The 25566-nt window shown below is 45.0% G+C and carries 24 protein-coding genes; 14 read left to right on the top strand and 10 right to left on the bottom strand.

What is annotated here, in order from left to right; all coding sequences use genetic code 11:
- Window positions 1-6: 6 nt before the first annotated feature.
- Window positions 7-1509, bottom strand: a complete 1503-nt coding sequence (gpmI, locus tag L0P89_RS02870; protein ID WP_235266892.1) for a 2,3-bisphosphoglycerate-independent phosphoglycerate mutase — start codon at window positions 1507-1509, stop codon at window positions 7-9.
- A gap of 200 nt (window positions 1510-1709) precedes the next feature.
- On the opposite strand from gpmI, the gene L0P89_RS02865 reads away from it, so the two are divergent.
- Entirely contained in the window at window positions 1710-2099 is a 390-nt protein-coding gene (locus L0P89_RS02865; protein ID WP_235266891.1) for an ankyrin repeat domain-containing protein, read from the top strand.
- 106 nt (window positions 2100-2205) lie between these two features.
- Here L0P89_RS02865 and L0P89_RS02860 read toward each other — a convergent pair whose 3' ends face one another.
- The 5 genes from L0P89_RS02860 to L0P89_RS02840 form a co-directional block, all read right to left on the bottom strand.
- Complete coding sequence (locus L0P89_RS02860; protein ID WP_235266890.1) at window positions 2206-2373, bottom strand: DUF6747 family protein; 168 nt, start codon at window positions 2371-2373, stop codon at window positions 2206-2208.
- Window positions 2374-2498: 125 nt separating this feature from the next.
- Window positions 2499-3266, bottom strand: coding sequence for a M48 family metalloprotease (locus tag L0P89_RS02855; protein ID WP_235266889.1), 768 nt, complete (start codon window positions 3264-3266; stop codon window positions 2499-2501).
- A gap of 41 nt (window positions 3267-3307) precedes the next feature.
- Window positions 3308-4042: a M15 family metallopeptidase gene (locus tag L0P89_RS02850; RefSeq protein WP_235266888.1), complete on the bottom strand. Its 735-nt coding sequence runs from the start codon at window positions 4040-4042 to the stop codon at window positions 3308-3310.
- Window positions 4043-4139: 97 nt separating this feature from the next.
- Entirely contained in the window at window positions 4140-5309 is a 1170-nt protein-coding gene (locus L0P89_RS02845; protein WP_235266887.1) for a gliding motility-associated C-terminal domain-containing protein, read from the bottom strand.
- Window positions 5310-5312: 3 nt separating this feature from the next.
- Window positions 5313-9539 carry a hypothetical protein gene (locus L0P89_RS02840; RefSeq protein WP_235266886.1) on the bottom strand — a complete coding sequence of 1409 codons (4227 nt, stop codon included), beginning with the start codon at window positions 9537-9539 and terminating at the stop codon, window positions 5313-5315.
- Window positions 9540-9789: 250 nt separating this feature from the next.
- On the opposite strand from L0P89_RS02840, the gene L0P89_RS02835 reads away from it, so the two are divergent.
- The 7 genes from L0P89_RS02835 to L0P89_RS02805 all read left to right on the top strand — a co-directional run bounded on the left by L0P89_RS02835 (window position 9790) and on the right by L0P89_RS02805 (window position 16396).
- Window positions 9790-10536 carry a carboxypeptidase-like regulatory domain-containing protein gene (locus tag L0P89_RS02835; protein ID WP_235266885.1) on the top strand — a complete coding sequence of 249 codons (747 nt, stop codon included), beginning with the start codon at window positions 9790-9792 and terminating at the stop codon, window positions 10534-10536.
- Window positions 10526-11338 (top strand): hypothetical protein, encoded by an 813-nt coding sequence (locus L0P89_RS02830; protein WP_235266884.1) that lies wholly within the window; start codon window positions 10526-10528, stop codon window positions 11336-11338. The genes L0P89_RS02835 and L0P89_RS02830 overlap by 11 nt, the downstream gene beginning before the upstream one ends.
- Entirely contained in the window at window positions 11325-12140 is an 816-nt protein-coding gene (locus L0P89_RS02825) for a hypothetical protein (RefSeq protein ID WP_235266883.1), read from the top strand. Before L0P89_RS02830 ends, L0P89_RS02825 begins: the two co-directional genes overlap by 14 nt.
- A gap of 416 nt (window positions 12141-12556) precedes the next feature.
- A complete protein-coding gene (locus tag L0P89_RS02820) occupies window positions 12557-13072 on the top strand; it encodes a DUF6702 family protein (RefSeq protein WP_313790953.1) in 516 nt (171 codons plus the stop codon).
- Between the two features lie 60 nt (window positions 13073-13132).
- Complete coding sequence (locus tag L0P89_RS02815) at window positions 13133-15454, top strand: M1 family metallopeptidase (RefSeq protein WP_235266881.1); 2322 nt, start codon at window positions 13133-13135, stop codon at window positions 15452-15454.
- A 79-nt stretch (window positions 15455-15533) separates the two neighbouring features.
- Window positions 15534-15806 carry a twin-arginine translocase TatA/TatE family subunit gene (locus tag L0P89_RS02810; RefSeq protein WP_235266880.1) on the top strand — a complete coding sequence of 91 codons (273 nt, stop codon included), beginning with the start codon at window positions 15534-15536 and terminating at the stop codon, window positions 15804-15806.
- Between the two features lie 5 nt (window positions 15807-15811).
- Complete coding sequence (locus L0P89_RS02805; RefSeq protein WP_235266879.1) at window positions 15812-16396, top strand: phosphatase PAP2 family protein; 585 nt, start codon at window positions 15812-15814, stop codon at window positions 16394-16396.
- Here L0P89_RS02805 and L0P89_RS02800 read toward each other — a convergent pair.
- Window positions 16350-16991: an O-methyltransferase gene (locus L0P89_RS02800; RefSeq protein ID WP_235267984.1), complete on the bottom strand. Its 642-nt coding sequence runs from the start codon at window positions 16989-16991 to the stop codon at window positions 16350-16352. The genes L0P89_RS02805 and L0P89_RS02800 overlap by 47 nt on opposite strands.
- Before the next feature lie 67 nt (window positions 16992-17058).
- Between L0P89_RS02800 and L0P89_RS02795 the strand changes: the two genes are divergently transcribed.
- Genes L0P89_RS02795 through L0P89_RS02785 form a run of 3 tightly spaced genes read left to right on the top strand, consistent with a single transcriptional unit; the run spans window position 17059 to window position 20011 of the window.
- Complete coding sequence (locus tag L0P89_RS02795) at window positions 17059-17535, top strand: GNAT family N-acetyltransferase (RefSeq protein ID WP_235266878.1); 477 nt, start codon at window positions 17059-17061, stop codon at window positions 17533-17535.
- Window positions 17536-17554: 19 nt separating this feature from the next.
- Window positions 17555-18823, top strand: coding sequence for a kynureninase (kynU, locus tag L0P89_RS02790; protein ID WP_235266877.1), 1269 nt, complete (start codon window positions 17555-17557; stop codon window positions 18821-18823).
- Between the two features lie 30 nt (window positions 18824-18853).
- Window positions 18854-20011, top strand: a complete 1158-nt coding sequence (locus L0P89_RS02785; RefSeq protein ID WP_235266876.1) for an MFS transporter — start codon at window positions 18854-18856, stop codon at window positions 20009-20011.
- A 4-nt stretch (window positions 20012-20015) separates the two neighbouring features.
- Here L0P89_RS02785 and L0P89_RS02780 read toward each other — a convergent pair whose 3' ends face one another.
- The gene (locus L0P89_RS02780; protein ID WP_313790940.1) at window positions 20016-20696 is read right to left on the bottom strand and encodes a hypothetical protein; all 681 of its coding nucleotides are present in this window, start codon (window positions 20694-20696) and stop codon (window positions 20016-20018) included.
- Between the two features lie 123 nt (window positions 20697-20819).
- Between L0P89_RS02780 and L0P89_RS02775 the strand changes: the two genes are divergently transcribed.
- From L0P89_RS02775 to L0P89_RS02765, 3 genes are read left to right on the top strand one after another with little or no spacing between them, the layout of a single operon-like run.
- Window positions 20820-21389: an RNA polymerase sigma factor gene (locus L0P89_RS02775; RefSeq protein ID WP_235266875.1), complete on the top strand. Its 570-nt coding sequence runs from the start codon at window positions 20820-20822 to the stop codon at window positions 21387-21389.
- 3 nt (window positions 21390-21392) lie between these two features.
- Window positions 21393-21581, top strand: a complete 189-nt coding sequence (locus L0P89_RS02770; RefSeq protein ID WP_235266874.1) for a hypothetical protein — start codon at window positions 21393-21395, stop codon at window positions 21579-21581.
- Window positions 21582-21612: 31 nt separating this feature from the next.
- Window positions 21613-22434 (top strand): mechanosensitive ion channel family protein, encoded by an 822-nt coding sequence (locus tag L0P89_RS02765; RefSeq protein ID WP_235266873.1) that lies wholly within the window; start codon window positions 21613-21615, stop codon window positions 22432-22434.
- 31 nt (window positions 22435-22465) lie between these two features.
- On the opposite strand, the gene L0P89_RS02760 is transcribed toward L0P89_RS02765, so the two are convergent.
- Window positions 22466-24439, bottom strand: a complete 1974-nt coding sequence (locus L0P89_RS02760) for an OmpA family protein (protein ID WP_235266872.1) — start codon at window positions 24437-24439, stop codon at window positions 22466-22468.
- 10 nt (window positions 24440-24449) lie between these two features.
- Window positions 24450-25358 carry a type IX secretion system membrane protein PorP/SprF gene (locus L0P89_RS02755; RefSeq protein WP_235266871.1) on the bottom strand — a complete coding sequence of 303 codons (909 nt, stop codon included), beginning with the start codon at window positions 25356-25358 and terminating at the stop codon, window positions 24450-24452.
- Window positions 25359-25566: the final 208 nt, after the last annotated feature.

Raw genomic sequence — 25566 nt, 5'->3', positions numbered from 1 at the left:
TCAAAGCTATATCAACGGTTCTTGTGTCATCAATTGCGGTTTTTCAATACCCATCATTTTTAAGATGGTCGGTGCAATGTCTCCCAAAACCCCACTTTTTATTTGTTTGATTTCATTATCTACCATAATCAGGGGTACCGGATTGGTGGTATGGGCCGTATTCGGACTACCGTCAGCATTGACCATGGTATCGCAATTGCCGTGGTCGGCGATGACAATGGTCGAATAACCATTTTCCAATCCTGTATTGATGACGGCTTGGGCACATTCGTCTACGGTTTCACATGCTTTGATGGCAGCTTTCATGACACCTGTATGGCCTACCATGTCTGGATTTGCGAAATTGAGACAGACAAAGTCAGCAACGCTATCCTTCAATTTCGGAACAATGGCATCCCTTACTTCGTAAGCACTCATTTCTGGCTTCAGATCATAGGTGGCCACTTTGGGCGAAGGACATAGAATGCGCTCCTCGCCATCAAAAGGTTCTTCCCTTCCACCGTTGAAAAAGAAGGTCACATGGGGATATTTTTCCGTCTCTGCGATCCTGATCTGTTTTTTACCGGCTTTTGAGAGTACCTCACCCAGGGTTTCCCTTATATTTTCCTTGCCGTAGATTACTTTGATACCTTCAAATGTGTCATCATAATTGGTCATGGTGACATAATAAAGGTTCAGTTTGTGCATGTTGTGCTCATGCATGTTTTGTTGGCTCAACACTTGGGTGAGCTCTCGGCCGCGATCGGTCCTGAAATTGAAGAAAATAACGATGTCACCTTCCTTTATGATTCCGTTGCCCTCTAAAAGAATCGGTTTTATAAATTCATCGGTGATGTCATTGTCATAGCTTTTCTGCATGGCCTCGGTAATATCATCAAAAGGCTCACCTTTGCCGTTGACGATGAGGTCATACGCCAATTTCACCCGTTCCCATCTTTTATCCCGGTCCATGGCATAATAACGGCCGATGACCGACGCCAGCCTTGTGTTCTTATCTTTACTGAAATCGACCACTTCTTGTAGAAAACCTTTTCCGCTTTTTGGATCCACATCGCGGCCATCTGTGAAGGCGTGAACATATGATGCTTGAACACCACTTTCATCAGCTGCCTTTATCAGTGCTTTTAGATGATCGATATGGCTGTGTACGCCGCCATCGCTTACCAGACCTAAAAAATGGACGGCTTTGTTGTTGTTTTTGGCATGTTCAAAGGCTTCAAAAAGCACTTTTTCATCTTTTAGGGTATCTTCTTTGACCGCCATATTAATTTTTGCCAGATCTTGATAAACAATTCTGCCCGCACCAAGGTTCATATGCCCTACCTCACTGTTTCCCATTTGCCCTTCTGGAAGTCCCACGTTCATGCCATCGGTCAATAGTTGGGCGTTGGCATATTTTTCATAGAGAGCGTCGATAAATGGGGTGTGTGCTTTTTCAATTGCCGAAACTTCAGGGTTAGGTGAAATGCCCCATCCATCCAAAATCATCAATATTACTTTTTTTCTCATATCTAGTTCAAAATCAGTTGTGAATTTAGGTTACTATTTAGCTAAAATCATGATGGTCATTGTGAAAAAAGAGGTCAAGAGTCCTTCTCGTTGTGCATCTTGTTAAAATTTAGTTATATATCTGTTAATCGTGTAACATTTTTGTGCAATATGAGTCTATTTAGCATCAATCATTTTTATTAATCAAAAAATTATTCATCATGAAAAAAACAATCCTGACACTATTGGTGGCCTGTGTATTCGGTTTCGCACATGCAGGTACTATTGACGAAACGGCCAAAGTTACAAAAGACATTAGCCTAATCGAAGACTTTGAACTTAATTCTTTCTGTAAGGCGATCATGAAAGGTGATGTTGACCTTGTAAAAAAGATGATCGCTCTTGGCGAAGACGTAAATCAGAAATCTTTGGGCATGGCTCCCGTTCATTTTGCCGCACGATACAATAAGGCGGAAATATTGGAAGTTTTGCTGGCCAATGGTGCCAACATCAAAAAAAGGTGTGACAAAGGCTATACTGCAAAAAAGCATGCTGAACTTTCGAATGCGACCGAAGCGTTGGAGGTTATTGAAGCCGCTATGAAAAAATGATGCCGCGTTTATCCATCAATCAAAAAACCCATTGCACTGCAATGGGTTTTTTCATTTACAACATATAGTGTTCAAGTAAAAGAGTAAATGAATTCTTGTTGATTTTTCAAAAGTCAAATCCTGTGAAGGCCCTATATAAAAAAGCATATACGGCCATTGATAACATGATGGCACAAAAAATGGAATAGGCCTTTAGCAATATGACCAATACCTCTGGCTTACAATTGTCAAAGGCTTGAACATAAAGGTTTTTGAAATGTAAAAAAGTTCCCATATAGTCTGTCTTCGTCATTAAATCTGCACAGCTATGTGGGTTTAAATTCTGGTAGTAAGTCTTTGGGGTTTATAAAGGTACAAAAAAGGGTTCAATAATGATATTTAGTCGGTGAACAGCGATTATCATCGACCTTCATGCTTTTTGATGGCCTCCTTTATTTTTTCAATACGGTTTTCAGGATCGGGATGTGTGCTCTGAAACTCGGGCACTCTATTGGGGCCTGCGGCAGCTTTCAGTATTTTCATGACCTCGATCATTTCATTTGGGTCATAACCTGCTTGAATCATGAAGAGCACGCCCAATTCATCACTTTCTAGTTCATCACCGCGACCATTTTTCAGTAAGGTGTTCTGCCCGATACTGCCCACAATGTCTCCGGCATCGGCCCCAACACTGGCCCCCATTGAGACGGTGCGCCAAAAATTGGTCTCGGCAATTCTTTCGGCTGAATGGCGCCCTATGACATGCCCAATCTCATGGCCCAATACCCCGGCCAACTGGGCCTCATTGAGTTGCTCGAACAGTGCATAGGTAATAAAGCACTGCCCTCCCGGTAATGCAAAGGCATTAATGGTGCGGTCATCGGCCAATAAATGAAAGTCATATTGATAGGGTGTTTCACGGGCGATACTGTTATTGACCAATTTTTGCCCTACGGCATCTACTAAGGTCTGTAAGCGTTCGTCAGGATACAGCCCCCCATGCTGTTGGGCCATCTGTGGGGCACTTTGAAGACCGATGGCAATCTCTTGCTCAGCGGTCATATTGATATTCTGTACCCTTCCGGTATACGGGTTTTCTTCTTTGTTGTTGCATCGTTGAATAAAGGCGAAGGCCACAATGGCCAGACCGATCAGTATCCGGATTTTCCAGCTGCCCCTACTTCTCATGGTCGTTAGTGTTCAAGTGGCTTGTAAGATACAAAAAAACGCTACAGAAGATCTTGGTTGATATCCAAAATGTTGTCTTGTATATAAGTCTTCAAAAAACCGGTGGTGAAGTGCTCAGATCCCAAAAAATCTTCTTTTGACAGCAATTTTAACAGATTGAGTTTTCGGTACGCGATGAGCATGGGTATCGAAAGTGGGGCATAACTGTAATGCCAGGGCTCGTATTTAAACCCTTTTCGTTTGGGATCATCGGTATAGACCAAATGAAAATCGAATTTCTCCGCATTATCGTCCAGCCACAGCTTAAGATCTTCGAAGGCACCGCCCTTTTCAAATTTTTCGGTCACCAAGACATCGCCACTGACCTGAGCATTTCCATCGATAATATCGATATCGGTACCCCAATGGTGCCTACTGGTGCCGGGTATGGTCGAATACTCGATGATTTTCTCAATGGCATCCAAAGGGGGCATTTCATCATCTTCGGTGAAGCGAATGTACTTACGTTCCCAAATGGACCGCTGTCTGTAAAAATCGCGATAACTCGATACCATCTTTATGTCAAACCCCTCTTTTTGGGCCGCTTCCTTCATTTTTACATAGGCGTCGTGGGCCTCTTTTCGTAAGTTGATCCCTTCTCCAAAAAGGGCGATATCGGCCTTGCCCATCAGTTCTTCGGTAGTAAATTCTTCTTGTGGACCCAATAGATTCTGTGGAAAAGCGGTCACGGCCAGCCCTGCCAACCCTGAGTTTTTGATGAATGAACGTCGTTGCATTGTCAATGGATATTTAGATAACAAACTTATGCAATCCGTACATAACAAATAAGATGCCAGTTTTAAAAATGGTATTCAGACAGAAGGAAACACCAAATCACCTGTCTAAAAAGAAGAAGCCTTGGTATTGAACGCCCTCATCAATGTCGTTAAGCGTGACCAAGTAGTAGTAAATGCCCTCGGGGAGCCCTGCATCTCGGTTGATCACAAAATTGCCAAAATTCGATGTTCCATTGAATTCGTTGGTGTAATTGGTTCTTTCATACACCTTTTGGCCAAAGCGGTTAAAGATCTGAATGCTGTTGTTGGGTGATTCTTCCATACCATCGATGACCAAAACATCATTGATGCCATCACCATTCGGACTCACAAAATAGCCCCCCAAAGTTGGGTTGTTCACTACAAAAATATCGGTGGGCAGGGGTACGGTGCCGAAAGTGATGGCCGCAAAATCATCGGGCACAAAGGTTTCGGAAGTCATAAAGCCCTGATCGATGTCACCACTAAAGGCCGAATTGCCCAAAATGACCCATTGGCCCGTTGAAATATTGTATCCCACGATGACAAGGTCTTCGGGCGTTGAGGCCAAGACCGAAAGATTGCTACGAGAGTTCCAACTGATGGTGACCCTCGAAGGCACGTTGCCCTGTATTATCCAGAATTCGTTCGGCGAGATTTCACCTATATCGCGCACTCTGCTGTCGGTATCAAACTGCTCTGAAAGCGATGTCGGGTTCGACGGATTTTCAAAAAAATAGGCACAGCGGGCCAGATCGTTGTTGCTATCAGAATCGAGTATCAATGGGCGCAGATATTCGGCATCACCCACAGGAAACGAAAAGAACCGCTTGTTTGAAACGGCGACAAAACCATCGACCTTGGCGGCATCGTTCTCACCGCTGAAAAAGGCATCGTCCATAAACTCAAAATAGACATCGATGAGGTTTTTGGGAGTGATGATGTCGCCCACCACAAAATTGGCATTGTTGGTCACGGCCATGGTCGTGTTAAGCGATAAGCCGTTATCGACCATGACCTCCATATCTTGAAATTGGGTGGCAAAGGCGCCCGACACATTTAGGGTCTCGGTACCATAAAAACCGACCAGCCCTTGGTTGTTATCAAATACCCCGTCATTGATCAAGTCGGTATGAAAGCCTATCTGCCCATTACCGTGCACTTGCAGGTTACCGCTCTTGTACAGGGCGGTTTGGGCGCAGCTAAGCGACGCACCCAATAAAAATACTATGTTGAGCAGTAGCTTCACCCTTTAATTTTTGGCTTTTAGCAGTGCCTTGATCTCGGCCATGTCTTTTTTTATGGCCAGTAGTTCACTGTTCAATGCTTGGTTCTGTTCTTGCAGCGTTTTGATTTTCTTTTCTTGCTCGATGGTATGCAAGAACAGTTCTTCGATTTTTTCGAGGTTTTGAAGATTGGATTGACTCAGATTCCAGTGTCCGTCTTTTTTAGCTTGTGCTAAAGAAGTTACCCCTGGAAGATGTTTGTTCTTTTTGACAAATGCCTCTATTTCTTCTAAGGTCTTAAACCGGTAATCTTTCTTTAATTCAGAGTATCCGTCAAAATAGTTTTGGAAGACAAAGTCGGGGACAACCGTGTTGCCATTCATTAAAATATCCGCGCCGGTCGTCATTCCTGCTGTAGCATTAATTTGTGATGTAAACACAGGATTCACTTTACTTCCATCAATGGCTGCTGAAGCATTTATATCTTCATTAAGAATAGCGCCATTGGCAATTTTAAAAGTACTAATAGCATTTGGTTGTATTTCGCCAGTGCCAACTGAATTGCCTGCCATTTCAGTCTGAGTTATACCATTTGGGGCAATTTCAATTGTTACGTTGCCGAATAGGACATTTGCCCCGCCAGTAACGGCTAATGTGCTTGATGTGATACTACCGGTAGCTCCCGGCAACGTCACGGTGTTCCCTCCGGGGCCGCTTATGGTCAGGTCGCTGCCCGCGATCGAGAGCGTCTGTATCTCATTGGTGGGATCTCCATCCGCCTCGGTGGTCAGGTACCCGTTGTTCGCCACGAACGCGTCTACCGCGGCCTCGTCGAGCTGTGTGTCGTCATCGATGTCGTCGGCGAAGCCCGCCGGTATGTTGGTGATGGTCGTCCAGTCTGCGGTGCCTGCGGCCGGCAATGTCACGGTGTTCCCGCCCGGGCCGCTTATGGTCAGGTCGCTGCCTGCGATCGAGAGCGTCTGTATCTCGTTTGCGGGGTCGTCGTCGAGCTCGGCGGTCAGGTACCCGTTGTTCGCCACGAAGGCATCCACCGCGGCCTCGTCGAGCTGCGTATCGTCATCGATGTCGTCGGCGAAGCCCGCCGGTATGTTGGTGATGGTCGTCCAGTCTGGGGCGCCTGCGGCCGGCAATGTCACGGTGTTCCCGCCCGGGCCGCTTATGGTCAGGTCGCTGCCTGCGATCGAGAGCGTCTGTATCTCGTTTGCGGGGTCGTCGTCGAGCTCGGCGGTCAGGTACCCGTTGTTCGCCACGAAGGCATCCACCGCGGCCTCGTCGAGCTGTGTGTCGTCATCGATGTCGTCGGCGAAGCCCGCCGGTATGTTGGTGATGGTCGTCCAGTCTGCGGTGCCTGCGGCCGGCAATGTCACGGTGTTCCCTCCGGGGCCGCTTATGGTCAGGTCGCTGCCCGCGATCGAGAGCGTCTGTATCTCATTGGTGGGATCTCCATCCGCCTCGGCGGTCAGGTACCCGTTGTTCGCCACGAAGGCATCCACCGCGGCCTCGTCGAGCTGCGTATCGTCATCGATGTCGTCGGCGAAGCCCGCCGGTATGTTGGTGATGGTCGTCCAGTCTGGGGCGCCTGCGGCCGGCAATGTCACGGTGTTCCCGCCCGGGCCGCTTATGGTCAGGTCGCTGCCTGCGATCGAGAGCGTCTGTATCTCGTTTGCGGGGTCGTCGTCGAGCTCGGCGGTCAGGTACCCGTTGTTCGCCACGAAGGCATCCACCGCGGCCTCGTCGAGCTGCGTATCGTCATCGATGTCGTCGGCGAAGCCCGCCGGTATGTTGGTGATGGTCGTCCAGTCTGGGGCGCCTGCGGCCGGCAATGTCACGGTGTTCCCGCCCGGGCCGCTTATGGTCAGGTCGCTGCCCGCGATCGAGAGCGTCTGTATCTCGTTTGCGGGGTCGTCGTCGAGCTCGGCGGTCAGGTACCCGTTGTTCGCCACGAAGGCATCCACCGCGGCCTCGTCGAGCTGCGTATCGTCATCGATGTCGTCGGCGAAGCCCGCCGGTATGTTGGTGATGGTCGTCCAGTCTGGGGCGCCTGCGGCCGGCAATGTCACGGTGTTCCCGCCCGGGCCGCTTATGGTCAGGTCGCTGCCTGCGATCGAGAGCGTCTGTATCTCGTTTGCGGGGTCGTCGTCGAGCTCGGCGGTCAGGTACCCGTTGTTCGCCACGAAGGCATCCACCGCGGCCTCGTCGAGCTGCGTATCGTCATCGATGTCGTCGGCGAAGCCCGCTGGTATGTTGGTGATGGTCGTCCAGTCTGGGGCGCCTGCGGCCGGCAATGTCACGGTGTTCCCGCCCGGGCCGCTTATGGTCAGGTCGCTGCCTGCGATCGAGAGCGTCTGTATCTCGTTTGCGGGATCTCCATCCGCCTCGGTGGTAAGAAACCCTGCCAAATCAGTATCTAAAGCGAAATCAGAAAGGTCAACTATTGCTCCAGCTCCTCCCGTTCCGGTTAATTCCAAACTCTCATTATTAAGAACACCCCCAGTTATAAAATCATTAGTGTCCAGGCCACCTCCACCAACAGTCGCCCAAGAATAGTTTCCTGCACCATCAGTCGCTAAGACCTGCCCATTGGTACCGCCGGCGGGAATCTCAATTTCATTGGTTGGGTCATCATCCAATTCTACCGTTAGATATCCATTATTATTTACAAATGCATCAACTGCCGCCTCATCCAATGTAGTATCTAAACTACCCAATGGTACTGTTCCTACGAATCCTGGTGCCGTTCCTGAAAATATCAAATTGGTTCCGCTTAATGTCACACCTGTAACTACTCCATCAGCGCCACCTCCAGAAAGACCACTAAGATTTGCTGTGATTAAATTTCCTCCTTCAGTGATTTCCAGAATATTTCCATTTAATTCTGCATTTGTAATAGCTTCGTTGACCACGCTACCGTCAACCTCTGCTGTTAGAAAGCCATTGTTAGAAACCGCATTGTCCACCAAGGGTTCTAAATTTATATTGCCGCCAAAAGCTCCACCTGCACCAGTAACCACCAGATTGTTGCCTGAAGTGGTTATGTTGGTAATTACACCATCGGCACCTCCACCGGCCAAGATATCTCCGATAGCGTCATCAATTCCTTCTAAGTGGCCTTCGACATTAGCTGCTGATTGGGTGTAATTTGTCGGATTGGCCGCGACGCTTACTTGAGCTGCATTTTGTATTTCATTGGTAGGGTTTGAATCAGCATCATTGACATTTATAGTGATGGTATTGCCATTGTCTATAGATATATTACCTGGAATAGCAGGGTTGTTATTTAAATTCTGCTCATCTGTATTGGCTCCACCTGAGTTGAGAATATCTACATCTCCCTGCAATTCAACTAGGGCTGCCTGCACATTGTCACTACCTAGGTTTCCATTGGGAACTACATCTACTTCAGAGGCATCTTGTATCTCATTCTGATCACTCAAATCCAAATCATTTGAAATATGGTTGCCGATCAGGTTGTTGTTGTCCGCAATATTGGTCTGCAATTGACTATCATCGTAAAACGCACCATTGTTATCGAACAGCGAGTTGCCCGGTTCGGGGCTTATGATTTGGGCCGAGTTGATAAAACCGGCATCATTGGTGAAGTCATTAAGGGTCACTTGCGAATAATCGATTTCAAGATCCGCCACCGTATTGTCTTGCAGTTCTTCTTGCCCCACCGAATTGGGGGCCAATTGATCGGCACTGATCGAGTTGAATTGAATATCGAGAAACCCATTGATAGAGCCATCGACAATATTATCCTCGCCCGTAATCTGCCCGACCTCAAAATTGTAATTGTTGCCATTTTGCGTAATGATGATGGATTCATTGGCATTTTCAATGGCATCGGTACTGAAGGTCAGTTCAGATAGCGATTCTAACGTAACACTGACCGAGTTGCCCTCGCTGTCGGTCAATACCAGCTCACCATCCACAATGGTCAGGCTTTCATTGGTGGTACCGTTCAGCCCCTCGCAAAGATTGATCCATTGGGTGCCATCGTAATAGTGTATACATTGGCTGTCGGTGTTGAAGACCAAGGCCCCTCTAAGGGGGGTCAGGGCGTTCATCTGTGCCCCACTCATTCGAGAGATGACCAATACCCGCGAACTGCTCTCCAGTTCAAGTACCGAAGCGGGGTCTATGTTTTGTGGATTATCACCAATTTTCACTTGGGCTCGACCCGATAAAATGGCCAAAAAGCCGAAAATCAAAAAAACGTACGTAGTTCTCATAGTGCAAGATGATTACAGGGTGTGGCAACCTAACTAACAAAAGTAACTTTCTGATCGTATCGGCCTAATTTTATACGTCAAAATACCTTGCAGTATGGGTGAATGGAAAGCCCATCAAAATTATCGGTCTTCAAGAACCACTTTTGACTGTTCTTCAGTGTATTCAGCAAGAATTAACAAAAGTTTAGAGGTAGCAAATTTTTATAATAGGGCTTCATAGGTTTTCTTTACCTTTAGCTAAATGACCATTATGAAGTTTTCGGCACTTTTTGCTCTTTTCGTACTAGTGACTACCCTTTCTTTTTCCCAAGATGACAGCCGTGAAATCTTACGGGGACAAGTACTGTATCGGGGCAATAATGTTGAAAATGAGAATGTCATCAACTCTACGACAGGTTTTGCCACGATCACCGATGAAAACGGACGGTTTCTGATCAGGGTCAAGGCTGGTGACCAGCTAGTATTCACCGCGGTGAACTATCAATTGGAAATTGTTCAGATTACCCAAGAGATCATTGAAAACCGGCGTTTGGTGGTAGAGGTCACCGAAAAGGTCACCGAACTTGACGAGGTGGTGGTCACCCCTGAAGACCAGGAGCGGTTTCTAGAGGTCAAAAACGAAGATTTCAAGCAGTTTGACTATGAAATTGACCGAACCACAGAAGTAGAGAATATCGCAGAATCACAGTCGGTACGGGGTATGCGCGACGGACTCAATGTGGCCAATGTTTTTAGGGCGCTCTTCAAGGCGGTAAAAAATGGGGGAGATGTTGGAAGACCACCGCTCAAGGTAAGCGATGTGCTGCGCCAAGTGTATGATGACGAATTTTTTGTGGCCGACCTTCGGTTGCCCCAAGACAAGATCGATGCTTTTTTGGTCTATTGCGATGATAGGATTCCCTCTGAGGCATTGCTACGAAAAGAGAACGAGTTTCAACTCATCGATTTTCTGGTGACCCAAAGCAAGAATTTTTTGAAACAGTTGAATGAGGAGTAGCTTCCTGTTGTTTTTTCTGTTGGTCGGGGGTACGACCGTTCTTGCCCAAGACAACTCCATCAAAAACTTAAGGGGAAGGGTTTTGGCCGATGGCAAGGACGTCACCGGCGTGGTCGTGCGCAACAATACCTCAAAAAGGGCCACCATCACCGATTTCGAGGGCAATTTTGCCATGCCCGTTCGGCTGAACGATACCTTGGTGTTCCTGGCCGTACAGTTCAAGAGCAGGGTGTTGCCGATTACTTCTTCGGTGTTCAACGCCGATTTTGTGAACGTTCCGCTAGAGGAGTTCGTGAACGAGCTTGACGAAGTGGTGGTAAGGCCCTTTGACCTTTCGGGAGACCTGTCAAAAGATGCCGAAAATTTGGAATTACCACAAGATGTCAGTGCAGAGACTTTGGGATTGCCTTATGCAGATGTTCGGGTCATATCGCAGAGCGAGAACAAATTATATGATGCGGATCATGGTAAGTTTTTATATTTCTATGGGGTTGGTTTCGCTATCAATGTCAACAAAATTTTGAATAGAATCAGTGGTCGGACCAAAATGTTGAAAGATCGAGTGAAGCTTGATAAAAAATATGAAGTCATACAATACATTGAAAACGCATTTATTGATTCACTTTTAGTGACCCATTTAAATATTCCCGAAGACAGCTATTATGATTTTATCCGGTATTGTGAGGCAGACACCCAATTTTTTGACTTGGCAAATGGTAAAGATGAATTGAGGTTATGGCAGTTTCTGCTTGATAAAAGTATGGTGTACCGCAAAAACAATAGCTTGTATGAAAAGGAGTAGCTTCCTGTTGTTTTTTCTGTTAATCGGGGGTACGACCGTTCTTGCCCAAGACAACTCCATCAAAAACTTGCGGGGAAGGGTTTTGGCCGATGGCAAGGATGTCACCGGTGTGGTCGTGCGCAACAATACCTCAAAAAGGGCCACCATCACCGATTTCGAGGGCAATTTTGCCATGCCCGTTCGGTTGAACGATACCTTGGTGTTCCTGGCCGTACAGTTCAAGAGCAGGGTATTGCCGATTACTTCTTCGGTGTTCAACGCCGATTTTGTGAACGTTTCGTTAGAGGAATTCGTGAACGAGCTTGACGAAGTGGTGGTAAGGCCCTTTGACCTTTCGGGAGACCTTACCAAAGATGCCGAAAATTTGGAATTACCGCAAGATGTCAGTGCAGAGACTTTAGGACTCCCCAATGCGCAACGAAAGATTATAACACAAAACGAAAGAAAATTACAAGAAGCCTCAAGCATGCGAATGACCGCCGGGGGAAGTGCCTTCGGTGCGGGCGGCGCTTTATCGCTCAATCCGATTATAAATGCCTTGACCGGTCGTACCAAAATGTTGAAAAAGCGGGTGGCCATCGATAAAAAGGATGCGCAGACGCAACGCGTGCAGCAAAGCGTTGCCGATTCACTCTTTATAGTGGTACTAAAGGTTCCGAAAGACCGAATTGACAATTTTATGTATTTCTGCGAAGCCGACCCAGGCTTTGAGGGTGTACTCAATACCAATGACGAATTGAAGCTATGGCAATTCATGATCGACAAAAGTGTCGTGTATCGAAAGAACAATGGATTGGAGTAGGTTTGTTAGACGCTGGACGCTGGACGCTGGACGCTGGACGCTAGGCGTTAGAAATTGGAGTTAAGAGTTAAGAGTTTAGAGTTTAGAGTTGGGAGTTAGGAGTTGGAATTTAGAGTTAAAAGTTTGGGATTTGAGATTTGGGATTTGAGATTTAGACGTTAGACGCTGGACGCTGGACGCTAGGCGTCAGAAGTTGGAGTTTGGAGTTAAGAGTTTGGGATTTAGGCGCTGGACGCTGGACGCTAGGCGTTAGAAGTTGGAGTTTAGAGTTTGGAATTTGAGATTTGGGATTTGAAATTTGGAATTTAGACGTTAGACGCTGCCCACTGTCCACAGCCCACTGCCTACTGCCACTATCAAAAACCCATGAACAAAAAAGTGGCATACAGTTTGCTTATTTTTGCTTGGTTAACATGATGAGTGTGAATTATATAAAAAACGGAATCTTGGCTTTGGCCCTTTTGCTTTCCTTGGCATTCACCGAGGCCCATAAGTTCTATGTGAGCGTCACGAACGTGAATTACTCCCAAAAAGACGATGCGCTGCAGATTACCAGTCGAATCTTTATCGACGATCTTGAAAACGTGTTGGAAGAACGTTATGATGTAAATCCTGAACTGGCTACAAAGAAAGAGGCAGAATGGGCAGATGAGTACATTGAGAAGTATATGAAGACCAAGTTTTCGTTGCAATTGGACGAGGAGACCATACCTTTCGAGTTCTTGGGCAAAAGGTATGACAACGATGTGGTCATCTGTTATTTGGAAGTGCCACGGGTAAACCTTTCAACACGTAGATCAATTACGGTTCAGAACGAAGTGTTGACTGATCTGTTCGAAGAACAGCAGAATATCGTCCACATCAAAATAGCGGGCAAAAAAAAGAGTTTTGTGCTCATAAAAGAGAATAATAAAGGTATGTTAAATTTGTGACCTTTTCTTACCGTTCCGTTGAAAAAGAAGTATTTTTCGCGCCCATAAAATCCAATGAAAATGATGAAATTCAAGTACTATTTTGCTTCCATCCCATTTCTTTTTGCCGTGACATTGGTCGCACAAGAAGAAGAGCAAAAAGAAGAGCGTAAACCGGGTCATTATAACCAGAGCAAGTTCAAACAGCTCTATGAAGAGTTTTCGACCCCCAATACATATCGCTCTGCCACGGGCAAGCCTGGCCCTGATTACTACCAACAGCAGGCCGATTACGTCATGAACATTGAACTTGATGACAAAAATGCCAAAATCTATGGCGAAGAGACCATCACCTATCATAACAACTCACCTGACGATCTTGAATTCTTATGGGTACAATTAGATCAGAACGTAAGGGCGAAAGATTCAAAATCACCCCTCAGAGATGGGGGCGGGGTACCCTTGGCCTATCGCACAAGTTCTTTTGCAAAAGAGTATTTGACCGAACCTTTTGATGGCGGATTTAATATAGAGCACGTAAAAGATGCCAATGGCAAGCCATTGTCGTATACCATTAACCAGACCATGATGCGGGTCAATATTCCACAGGAACTCAAAAGCGGCGACAAGATCTCGTTTTCCATCAAGTGGTGGTATAACATTCCTGACCATACGGTAAACAGGGCACGTTCAGGTTATGAACATTTCTCAAAAGATGGCAATAACGCCTATGTAATTGCCCAGTTCTTTCCGAGAATGGCCGTTTACAGCGATGTGGAAGGTTGGCAGAACCACCAGTTCTGGGGAAGAGGTGAGTTTGCGCTTCCTTTTGGAAATTATGAGGTGAACATCACCGTACCCGCCGACCATGTGCTCGATGCCACCGGTGTACTTCAAAATCGCAAGGAAGTCTATACCAGAGAAATGATGAAACGCTATGAGCAGGCAAAAAAATCATATGACAAGCCGGTCATCATTGTAACACAAGCGGAAGCAGAAGAGGCCGAAAAAGGTTTCTCAGAAAAGAAGAAAACGTGGAAATTCAAGACCGAACCTGGCAAAATGGTGAGGGATTTTGGGTTCGCCACCTCTAGAAAGTTCATTTGGGATATGCAGGCCGTTAACATTGGCGGCAAAGACATTATGGCGGTATCGATGTATCCCAAGGAAGGAAATCCGTTGTGGGAAGAGTTTTCCACAAAAGCAGTGGTACAGACCCTGCAAACATATTCAAAACATACGTTTGATTACCCCTACCACAAGGCGATTTCGGTACATGCCAAGAACCAGGGTATGGAGTACCCCATGATCTGCTGGAACTACGGCCGCCCAAATGAAGACGGCACGTATTCAGACAGGGTCAAATATGGAATGATCAGTGTCATCATTCACGAAGTGGGGCACAATTTCTTCCCGATGATCGTGAATTCTGATGAACGTCAATGGGGCTGGATGGACGAAGGCCTTGATACCTTCGTACAATATTTGACCGAGCAAGAGTTTGGCAAAAACTTCCCTGAAGCGGTTGCCCCGAATGAAAAGTATCCTTCAAGACGTGGTGAGGCGGCCAAGATCGTTCCCTATATGGCCGGTGACCAAGAGTATATTTCACCCATTATGTCGAATCCAGAAAATGTCTATCAACTGGGGCCAAATGCCTACAGCAAGCCTGCTACTGCCTTGAATATTCTACGCGAGACGGTAATGGGCAAAGAATTGTTCGACCATGCCTTTAAAACCTATGCGCAGCGTTGGAAATTTAAGCATCCGACACCTGAAGATTTCTTCAGAACGATGGAAGATGCCTCTGCCGTAGACCTCGATTGGTTCTGGAGGAGTTGGTTCTATACCACCGATTATGTGGATATTGGCATAAAAGAGGTCAAAAAATACTATGTGAGCAACAGGCCCACGAAACAAATGGAAGAATATATGGCTACCCGTAATTTGACGGAAGCCGACCTACCGCCCTTGGTTTACCTGGCCGAGGAAAACAGTGAAGATTACAATGAAGAGCTAAAGGGCAAAGCACCCTCTGAGACTTCGACCACTTTAAAAGAATATATGATGGACAATATGACCGCTGAAGAAAGGGCCGAGGTCAAAGAACCCAAGTATATCTACGAAGTGACCTTTGACAAGCCAGGAGGCATACCAATGCCCTTAATCGTCGAGTACAGTTATGCCGATGGCTCAAAAGAGAATGTAACCTATCCGCCAGAAATCTGGAGAAAGAACGATGTCGAGGTCAGAAGGGTGATTTCTTCTGAAAAAGAATTGGTGGGCATCATTGTAGACCCAAAACTCGAAACTGCAGATATCGACACCACGAACAATGCCTGGCCGATGAAAGACCAGAAGTCAGATTTTGACCAGTTCAAAGAAAGGGTAAAAGGAAAATAAGGTACAGACCTTGACAAATGGGCCCCGTGTTTTCACGGGGCTTTTTGTTTGTACCGATAACTTCTCACTATATTTGTGTATGCATTTTTTGTTTATCAGCGGAGCAGAAATTTTCTTCATCCTCTTCATTGTGGTAATGGTCTTTGGTGCCGATAAGATTCCCGGTATCGCCAAAGGCTTGGGAAAGGGCATGCGCCAGTTGCGTGACGCTACCGATGATATCAAAAGAGAGATTCAAAAAAGTGCTGAAAAACAGGGTATCGATACCGATTTTACCAAAGATATACGCGAAGAGCTTAACGAGGTGAAGAAGAATGTTGACGAAGTCACAGGTTCTATCAAAAGAAAATAACCTCGATGCTCGAAAAATTGTTGCAATGGGATCGCGATACTTTTATCTATCTTAACGGTCTGGGCATTGAAGCACATGATGCTTTTTGGTCTATCGTTACCCAAACTTCTACTTGGATTCCCCTTTTTTTGCTGTTCGGCTACCTATTGGTGTCAAAATACGGCAGACAAGAAGGTGTTTATCGAATATTGACCATTCTTTTGATGGTGGCCTTGGTGCTCATCGTTACCAAATTGACCAAAGAATGGGTGGGCCGATTACGGCCCAACAATGATACCGAAATCAATACGTTGATCCGTATTTTGAAGAGTCCGGATGATTACAGTTTTTTTTCAGGACATGCCGCGACTTCATTTTCGATTACCCTGTTGGCCTTTCTTTTTCTAAGAGAAAGGTTGAGATGGACGGCCCTGTTTTTTGCTTGGCCCATAGTGTTTTCAATGAGCCGTATTTTTGTGGGGGTTCACTATCCCATCGATATTTTAACGGGTATGTTTTTCGGCCTGTTATCGGCCTTTTTGTTCTATCGCCTGCACCCTGTGCTCAGCGCACTCTGCTCAAGGTTAAGCCATCGCGAACGGGCAAGATGACCGTTTCGAACCGGGCGTCTTCTTTCAGGCGTTTATTGTATTCAAGAAGCTCTTTTGTGGCCTTGTCAGATTTTACCAAAGGCTCGATTACCTTACCTGACCAAAGTACATTGTCAGATAAGATGATGCTTCCAGAGCGTACTTTGGGCATTACGATGTCGAGGTATTTGTTATAGCGTTTTTTTTCTGCATCTATGAACACCAAATCAAAAACATCTTCCATTTTCGGAATGATTTCCAAAGCATCACCGATATGCTGTACGATTTGTTTCCCATATGGGCTTCTATCAAAATATTTCCGCTGCATCTCTGTCAGTTCTTCATTGATTTCGATGGTGTGCAACGCACCGTCAGAAGTCAGTCCTTCCGCCAGGCAAAGGGCTGAGTAGCCCGTATAGGTGCCGATTTCCAAAATGGTTTTTGGGGCGATGATCTTTGACAAGAGGCTAAGTACACGCCCTTGGTAATGCCCGGTAATCATACGGGGCCGAACGACTCTTAGATGGGTCTCATGGGCCAATTGTTTCAATAATCCAGGTTCTTCTTCAGAATGATCGTCGATATATTCTTCAAGTATTTCCGATAAAAAATGCATGACCACTTTTTTGTAAAAATATCGAATTAAGGCTACATTGGTTCTTGAATCGATTTTGTTCCAAGACATGAAAAATTTGATCATTCGTGATGCGGTATTGAACGATGTGCCCATTCTCAAGAGGTTTGAGCAAGAACTCATAAAGGCCGAGAGACCCTTTGATCCTTGCATCAGACCCGACCCGGTCAGCTATTATGATGTTGAAGCGTATGTGGCCGATGATACCGTCAAAGTAGTGGTAGCAATTATTGACGGCGAAATTGTAAGCTCTGGTTATGCATTGGCCAAAAAGGCACGACATTACCTAGACCATGAAGACTACGCTTATTTGGGCTTTATGTACACCAAACCAGAGTTCAGGGGCAGGGGCATCAACCAAAAAATTATCGAGAACCTGATTGCATGGAGCCTCGCGAAAGGCCTTAACGAAGTAAGGTTGACCGTTTATGACGAAAATCTGCCCGCTATCAGGGCTTATGAAAAAAAGGGATTTAAAAAACATATCATTGAAATGCGAATGGTTTCAGATGAGCAGATAACGTAAATTTGCCAAAAAATCAACTATGACATTTGAAAACACACTCGCTTTTGCCCGAGACTTTGATGAACATGATGCCCTGAAGGCATATCGAGAGCAGTTTCACTTTCCACAAGTAAATGGGAAAGATGTCATCTATTTTACTGGAAATTCCCTCGGACTCCAACCCAAGCGTACCCAAAAGTACGTTGATGATATCATGAAAGACTGGCGTGAATTGGCAGTAGAGGGCCATTTTTACGCCGAAAAACCGTGGTGGGACTATCATGAGCGTTTAGCCAGACCTTTGGCCAGTGTAGTCGGTGCAAAGCCCGAAGAGGTATCGGTGATGAACACGTTGACCGTCAACCTCCATTTTTTAATGGTCTCGTTCTATCGCCCTACAGCAAAACGGTTCAAGATTATCTGCGAAGAAAAGGCCTTTCCTTCAGATCAGTATATGTTGCAGAGCCAAGTGCGGTTTCATGGCCATGACCCGGCAAATGCAATTGTAGCGATCAAAAAAAGGGCAGGAGAGCATTTTTGGAGAACTGATGATGTGCTCAAGACAATAAAGGAGGTAGGCGATGAACTTGCATTGGTGCTTATAGGCGGTGTCAATTATTACAATGGGCAGGTATTCGATATGGCCGAAATCACCAAAGCGGGTAAGATGGCTGGTGCCATGGTTGGTTGGGACCTCGCCCATGCCGTGGGCAATGTCGAGTTGAAACTACACGATTGGCAAGTTGATTTTGCCGCTTGGTGCAGCTATAAGTATATGAACAGTGGGCCGGGCAATGCCTCTGGTATTTTTGTGAATGAAAAATACCTTGATGAAGTAGACATTCCCCGTTTTGAAGGTTGGTGGGGCACCAAAAAGGAAACGCGATTTCAAATGAAACCTGAATTTGAGCCCATTGAAACCGCTGATGCCTGGCAAGTGAGCAACCCACCCGTATTGTCATTGGCACCTTATCTAGCCTCTCTTGAGCTTTTTGATGAGGTGGGCATGTCTGCCCTGATACAAAAACAAAAAAAGTTGACGGCCTATCTAGAGTTCATTTTGAAAGAAATCGATAAAGAAGTGGAAAGCACTTTTGAGATTATCACACCAGAGGCCAGGGGCTGCCAACTTTCTGTATTTCTGCACGGTGAGGGCAGGCCACTCTTTGATTACCTCATGAAAAAAGGCGTAATTGTAGATTGGCGCGAGCCCAATGTCATACGGTTGGCGCCGGTGCCTTTTTATTGTTCCTATGAAGATATGTACCGCTTTGGACATATTTTAAAGAAAGGAATCTTGTCAAAATGAGTTAGCTTAGCGGTTTTTTAACCACCGTCCATGAGGTCTTTAAGACTGATTCTTTCCAATTCTCGATACTTTGCCCCCGCATTTGTCTTTGCCAGCCTGAATATTTGGTTCGGTACGTGGGCCATATACATTCCATCCGTAAAGGAAAAATTGCAGATTGACAAGGCTGAATTGGGGTTTGCCATCTTTTTTCTTTCGTTGGGCGTTTTTACCGTTTTTCCGATCGCCTCAAAGATTATCAATAAATTGAGAGTGGGCAGGGCTACTTGGATAGGGGTGGCGATGTGCAGTGTTTTTGCAATTTTTCCGCTTTTGGCACCCAATTATCATCTGTTGTGCGCCTCGTTGTTCTTTTTTGGGGCCTCAAACGGATTTTTGGATATTTCTATGAATACTTTGGTCACCGAAATCGAAAAGGAAGACCAACAGAATTTCATGTCTGCCATGCATGGTTTTTTCAGTTTGGGAGGGGTTGTTGTGGGCCTGGGTAGTCTATTGATGCCCTTGATCGACAATCCGCCGTTGCATATGGCCCTAACCGTAGTCTTGGTATTTTTGATCAATTTTTCACTGCGAAACAACTATCTACGGATCGAGGCAGCAGCCATTGAAAAAGAACCCTTTAGCCTAAAACTTTTTAAACCATTGCTTATTTTGGGAATCATTTCATTTGTGAGTATGGGCAGTGAGGGGGCCATTGTGGATTGGAGTGGACTTTACCTGAAGGAAATCACCTTGGCACCCGAAGCACTTATCGGGGCAGGTTTTTTGGCCTTTTCGACAGCCATGACCCTAGGGCGTTTTCTGGGCGATGGCATCAGTCAACGTATTGGCTCGATAAAAATAGTCGCTCTCGGGGCTTTAGTGGCCCTTGTAGGGTATATTTCCGTGTTGTCTGGCCATACCTTGCTGGCCATCATCGGTTTTGCCCTTAATGGCCTTGGTTTTTCGGTCATGGTGCCCGAGCTTTTCAGGATCGGGGGCAATGTAAAAGGCGTTGAATCTTCACAGGGGGTGGCCTTTATTGCAGGCAGTGGCTATTCGGGATTCTTATTGGGCCCGGTCATTCTGGGTTTTATGGCCGAGGAATCTTCATTAAAGACGAGCTTTTGGGCCTTGTTGGGCTGTGCGGCCCTAATTCTGGTAGCCACTTCAGTGATGGGGAGACGAAAGAAAATGATCCGGTAAAACATTACTTTACGGTCACCCCGGAAAAATAGAGATTAAAAACCTCCCCTTCTTTTTTATGGTCCATGGCCAATTTGAGACCGTTGACTTCTTGATAGTTTTCCCATGTGGTGGTCATAGACGGTTCTGCTTGGTTACCCTTTCTAAAAACCCATTCGCGAATGAGATAATCATCACCAAAATAGAAATCGTAAGCATCACCTGGGGTATAACCGCCATCACTGCCATAGACAATGGTCAATTTTTGCATGGGCTGACCGCTGATCGGAGCAATGCCATCGAGAGAATGTTGGTGTTCAAAATTGTTCGAATCCCATAGTAAGTTGAAAGGGGCCAACAGCCAATAGCGATCATTGATAAAGCCACCATTGATCTTATGGGCGACACTGTCCATTTGTTTCCGATGGTACATAAGGGTATCATTGCCCGTAATGGAGGTCACTTGATTGCTCTTGGGTTTCCAGGCCCATGAACGTTCAAAATGGGTCGAATCCTTATCCACATTAAAGGTAAATCGAATTTCATCTACGCGGTTCCAGTGATCATAGCCATGTGCAGCGGCGATTTTTTCAAGAATGGATTTTTCTGGTACAACATTGTTTTTCCTTTGTTTTTTGTCGGTTTTACAGGCCAAAAATCCCAATAAAAAAAGTAAGAAAAAGTATCTTGAAAAGCGCATGTCCATTTTTGTTCAAAGATAGGTTGTTTTGACTATATTGCCCTATTCCTCTTTCAAAGACCAATATAAAAAGTGACTTTTCTCAAAAGACTGTTTCTAATCTTAATAAGCAACCAATCAAATCAGTCATTGGAGAGAAAAGACCCTTTTGGCCATTTGTCAGATGAGCAATTGGTGGCAAAAATCGTGGCCAAAAACGACACCTTTTTGTTTGGCATACTTTACGACCGGTATGCCAAAATGGTGTATAACAAGTGTTACGGATTTGCCAAATCAGATGATGAGGCCGAAGACCTGACACAAGATGTCTTTCTGATGTTGTTCATCAAACTGGCGTCGTTCAAGGGCAGGTCAAAATTTTCGACCTGGTTGTATTCGTTCACCTATAATTTCTGTGTGAACTATGTGAACCGTGACAAGGGTCGAAAGTTGAAGGATAAATCGGTGCCCATTGAAGACAAAGAGTACAAGCTGACAGAAGAGGTGCCCGATAAGAGCATTTACGGGATGAAGGCCAACAAGCTTGAAAAGGCATTGGTCGAATTGGTTCCTGAAGATAAATCAATCTTGTTATTGAAATATCAAGACGGGGTTTCGATCAAAGAATTGTGCGTTTTATTTGAAATTGGTGAAAGTGCTGTTAAAATGCGCTTGAAAAGGGCCAAGGCTAAATTATTGGAAATCTATAATACCCTGTAATCGATGGCAGACGAATTTAGAAATCCTTTTAAGGAGTTGGACAAGAAACTGAGGGACGTACCTCCCGAAATGCGCAAAAAGGTCATGAACGATGTGGCCATTGCCAAGTTTTTTATGGATTTGGCCATTTTGGTCACGTCTAACTATTCATCGCTTTTGGCCGGATTGTTCAGAACCAATAGAAGAAAATAACCGATTATAGTAAACAACAAAATTCAAAAAAATGGAAACGTATAAAGATGTTCTTTCTGAAAGTCTGGGAAACATGTTGTCAGGGGCAGCTGAAATACTTCCAAAAATCATTTTGGGAGTCATTGGCCTCATTGTCGCTTGGCTTGTGTTGAAGATTGTTTTATTCATATTGAAAAGGATACTGAAAGCGGCAAAAATCGATACCGTTTCACAAAAGGTGACCGAAGCAAAGCTTTTTGGCGATAGGGAAGTCAAAATCGACCTTTTAAAAATCATTTTGGGCACCGTACGTATCTTGTTGATTCTTCTTTTTGCCATTATCATTGCCGATGTGCTCGGTCTGACCCCGATTTCAGAAGGTATCATGGCTATGTTCGGGTATTTGCCCACATTGATCAGTGCCATTTTGATTTTGGCAGGTGGTCTCTATTTGGCTTCTTTGGCCAAAAAGGGAACCTTGGCCCTACTTGAGTCTATGGGTGTTGGCGGATCTAAGTTCATCAGCAACGTATTGTTTTATCTCATTACATTTTTTATATCGGTTACGGCCTTGAACCAGGCAGGTATCAACACTGATATCATAACCAGCAACTTTACCATGATTCTGGGCGCTTTTTTGGTTGCGGTCGCCCTTGGTTTTGGCCTGGGTGCACGAGATGTTTTTTCTGATCTGATGAAAATGTTTTACATGCGCAAAATTTACATGGTCGGTGACAAGATATCTTTTGATAATGTTGAGGGTACCATTGAGGCCATTGATAACACCACAATTACCCTGAAGACCCGTGATGGCAAATTGATCGTTCCCATAAGGGACTTGACCGCAAATAGGGTTTCATTAAAACAGCAATAAAGAAAGGCACCCGATTGGGTGCCCTTTTCTTTTAATTTGATTTTGCCAAAGGTTTGCCTTTGATCTGAATGATGGGGAACTCTGTTCTTCTGTTGAGTTCCAATTCTTCAGGGGTGCAGTCTTCCTTACCCTTGCAATCATTCACCAATTGTCTCTCGCCATATCCCTTATACGATAAGATATGGTGTCTGGGCACACCGTTGGCTATCAAATATTCGTATGTTGATTTTGCCCTACGTTCAGATAGCGAATCGTTGTACGCGTGGCTGCCCACAGGGTCTGTATGTGATTCTAGTTTGATGATCATGTCAGGATAGGTCTTTGTCATCAATTTGACCACTTTATCCAATTCTTCGGCAGCATCGGGTCTTATATTATGTTTGTTGAAATCGAAATATATTTTATTGAGCCCGGCCAAGACCTTTACATCAAGAATGGGATCTAAGGTAATGTCTTGAACAAGTACTCTTTCGGCCCTCGGTGTGGTGAACGTATTGAAATATATATTCTTTTTAGGATGCGTTTTTCGTGACGCCTCTATCATATAGTTACGTTTTCTATCGATGAAAATTTCATAACTGCCATCGGCATCGGTAAGGGTCTCTGCGACAAGCTCACTGGTCTTTTGGTCGTACAAGGAGATTTTCACATTGTTCAATGGCTTTAGGTTAATGCCATCGGTTACTTTGCCTTCTACGCGTAGAGAAGGGTAGAATCTGAACTCGTAAATATCATCGCCTCCTGCGCCACCATCCCTGTTTGAACTGATATACCCATCGATACCGTTGTCATAGGCAAAATACCCGAAGTCATCTTTTTCACTGTTTATCGGTTTGCCAAGATTGATAACGTCTTTAAATGCTCCTATGGAATCAGCCACTGTGGCAAAAACATCCAATTGGCCAAAACCAGGGTGGCCATCAGAAGAGAAGAACAGTTGGCCCTCGTTGTTCACGTACGGAAACATTTCATTACCGGCCGTATTGACCACCGGACCGGCGTTTATCGGCTCACCTATGCCCCCCCTTGCGTGTATTTTGGCATAATAAATGTCAGTGCCACCAAACCCACCAGGTTTGTCAGACGCAAAATAGATGTAAGTTCTAGCTGAGTTGACACTAGGATGCCCTGAAGAATAGTGGTCTGCGTTCTTGAGCATATTTCTAGTGACCTTCCATTCGCCGTCAATATGCTCTGCCCTATATATTTTGAGATTGCTCGTGCTTTCGACCTTATTGTCTTCTTTCTTTGTATGAAATCCTTCCTTTTTGTTGAAATAGTTGTTACGGGTAAAATAGATGACCGTATCGTTCTTATGGTTGGTTGAGAACACCAAAGAGCTCTCATGGTATTTTGAATTGATATCACCTTTCAGTTTTCTTGGCGGTACACTATCGATGCCTTCTTCAATATAGTAGATATCTAACCATGCCTCATTGTTCCAATCATATAAATTGTTCTCTTTTTCATCAATTCTACTTGAGCTGAAATACAGTTTTCCATTGTGGGAAATGGCACCAAATTCTCCATATTCGGTATTGAAATGAACAGGTTCGATCTCATAACTCTCCCTACTATTGAACAGTACCGAGGCATAATTACCTTCTTTAAGGTACCTTTTTATCCGTGAATCGTTCTTGGTGAGCTTTTTATAGCGTTTGAACCATTTGAGCGCCTCCTTTTCTTTACCGGCACTTTTCAGTGCCATGCCATACTTGAAATAATAATCAGGTTCTAGGTCTTCTTCATTGATGAACCTATCAAAGTAGGGAAGTGCCTTTTCAAAATCACGAAGCATCAAATGGCATTCGGCAAGTCGCTGCCATGCGTGGTGGGAGTGATTGTCTTTCAATGCCAACTTCTCATAAGCGGGAATAGCCTTTGCGTAGGCAAATTTATAGAACAACTGATCGGCCTGTCTTCTAAGATTCGATTGTGCTATAACACTGGTTGTCAAGCCGAAACAGAACAGTAAAATGAATGAAAATGAGTGCTTTGTTCTCATGGTTCGGTGTTTAGAAGTATCTCGGTGATTTGTAAAGCTTCGTTTTCTTTGAAAACCTTGGTTCGTAGATTAAGATGACTTCATGGGTGCCACCTGTATAAGGTCTTATGGTCGATGTGGGCAAATCGTAGGCATAACCGAGTCTGAAGTTGTTGGCTACCTGATAGTCTAAGAAGGCACCAAAATTGGCGGCATCGTTCAACCGATATGAGGCACCCAGCCAAAACTTGTCATAAAACAAAAAGCTTGAGGTCAGGTCATATGATGCCGGTGCACCATTGGTGAACTTGCTCAATACCGTAGGTCGAAACTTGACATCTGCAGATATATCGAGTACCAAACCTGCAATGGCATAGTAACTGTTTCTTTCGAGGGCCTCAAACTCACCTTCATTTAAATCGGTGTTTAAAATTCTTGGTGAAGACAGACCTACATACCATTTTTCACTGCTCAAATATAGTCCGGCACCAAAATTGGGCTTCCAACTGTTGAAGTTAGAGGTGAAGAAAGGATCGTTCAAATCTGGATTTTCCAATCTATAGTTGGTGAAACCGGCTTTTAGGCCAAAAGATAGCTTGGTGTTGTACGAAACGGGAATGGTATACGAGAAATCACCGTACACATAATTGGTGTTCTCGAAACCCAATTGGTCTGTGATGTACGAAAGGCCAAGCCCTACCCGCTCGTTATTCAAAGGAGCATGAAATGAAAAGGTACTCGTGGTCGGGTTGCCATCAAGCCCTGCCCATTGGTTACGGTGCAAGGCGGTAACGTTCATCGTTTCTCGGCTTCCTGCATAGGCAGGGTTTACCGATATGGTGTTGAACATGTATTGGGTAAACTGCGGCAATTGCTGCGCAAAAGACTGCAAACCACAAAAAACCATGCCCAATAGAACGAGTAAAGTAATTTTTTTCATGGTGTATCGGTTAAGTTTTTTCAGTATTCCTGTTGAATTAAGATTTGGATATAATTCATATACAAAGCAACAAAAACATGCTCTATATCAGTAATTTAGACGTTGAACGTGTCTTAATATTCGTTCTGAAACCTATGTTTCGTTGAAGTGTATTTTTCTATGGATGAACGTATTTCTGGCGTGAAAATCAAGTTGATCGGAAAACCGG

This window comes from Muricauda sp. SCSIO 65647, from assembly GCF_021534965.1.
Classification (GTDB): domain Bacteria; phylum Bacteroidota; class Bacteroidia; order Flavobacteriales; family Flavobacteriaceae; genus Flagellimonas_A.
This window is presented reverse-complemented; position numbering and strand designations above follow the sequence as displayed.

Coding starts and splice junctions, on each gene's coding strand:
- gpmI (WP_235266892.1), bottom strand. CDS start 1,509: ATGAGAAAAAAAGTAATATTGATGATTTTGGATGGATGGGGCATTTCA.
- L0P89_RS02865 (WP_235266891.1), top strand. CDS start 1,710: ATGAAAAAAACAATCCTGACACTATTGGTGGCCTGTGTATTCGGTTTC.
- L0P89_RS02860 (WP_235266890.1), bottom strand. CDS start 2,373: ATGGGAACTTTTTTACATTTCAAAAACCTTTATGTTCAAGCCTTTGAC.
- L0P89_RS02855 (WP_235266889.1), bottom strand. CDS start 3,266: ATGAGAAGTAGGGGCAGCTGGAAAATCCGGATACTGATCGGTCTGGCC.
- L0P89_RS02850 (WP_235266888.1), bottom strand. CDS start 4,042: ATGCAACGACGTTCATTCATCAAAAACTCAGGGTTGGCAGGGCTGGCC.
- L0P89_RS02840 (WP_235266886.1), bottom strand. CDS start 9,539: ATGAGAACTACGTACGTTTTTTTGATTTTCGGCTTTTTGGCCATTTTA.
- L0P89_RS02835 (WP_235266885.1), top strand. CDS start 9,790: ATGAAGTTTTCGGCACTTTTTGCTCTTTTCGTACTAGTGACTACCCTT.
- L0P89_RS02830 (WP_235266884.1), top strand. CDS start 10,526: ATGAGGAGTAGCTTCCTGTTGTTTTTTCTGTTGGTCGGGGGTACGACC.
- L0P89_RS02825 (WP_235266883.1), top strand. CDS start 11,325: ATGAAAAGGAGTAGCTTCCTGTTGTTTTTTCTGTTAATCGGGGGTACG.
- L0P89_RS02820 (WP_313790953.1), top strand. CDS start 12,557: ATGAGTGTGAATTATATAAAAAACGGAATCTTGGCTTTGGCCCTTTTG.
- L0P89_RS02815 (WP_235266881.1), top strand. CDS start 13,133: ATGATGAAATTCAAGTACTATTTTGCTTCCATCCCATTTCTTTTTGCC.
- L0P89_RS02810 (WP_235266880.1), top strand. CDS start 15,534: ATGCATTTTTTGTTTATCAGCGGAGCAGAAATTTTCTTCATCCTCTTC.
- L0P89_RS02805 (WP_235266879.1), top strand. CDS start 15,812: ATGCTCGAAAAATTGTTGCAATGGGATCGCGATACTTTTATCTATCTT.
- L0P89_RS02800 (WP_235267984.1), bottom strand. CDS start 16,991: ATGCATTTTTTATCGGAAATACTTGAAGAATATATCGACGATCATTCT.
- L0P89_RS02795 (WP_235266878.1), top strand. CDS start 17,059: ATGAAAAATTTGATCATTCGTGATGCGGTATTGAACGATGTGCCCATT.
- kynU (WP_235266877.1), top strand. CDS start 17,555: ATGACATTTGAAAACACACTCGCTTTTGCCCGAGACTTTGATGAACAT.
- L0P89_RS02785 (WP_235266876.1), top strand. CDS start 18,854: ATGAGGTCTTTAAGACTGATTCTTTCCAATTCTCGATACTTTGCCCCC.
- L0P89_RS02780 (WP_313790940.1), bottom strand. CDS start 20,696: ATGGACATGCGCTTTTCAAGATACTTTTTCTTACTTTTTTTATTGGGA.
- L0P89_RS02770 (WP_235266874.1), top strand. CDS start 21,393: ATGGCAGACGAATTTAGAAATCCTTTTAAGGAGTTGGACAAGAAACTG.
- L0P89_RS02765 (WP_235266873.1), top strand. CDS start 21,613: ATGGAAACGTATAAAGATGTTCTTTCTGAAAGTCTGGGAAACATGTTG.
- L0P89_RS02760 (WP_235266872.1), bottom strand. CDS start 24,439: ATGAGAACAAAGCACTCATTTTCATTCATTTTACTGTTCTGTTTCGGC.
- L0P89_RS02755 (WP_235266871.1), bottom strand. CDS start 25,358: ATGAAAAAAATTACTTTACTCGTTCTATTGGGCATGGTTTTTTGTGGT.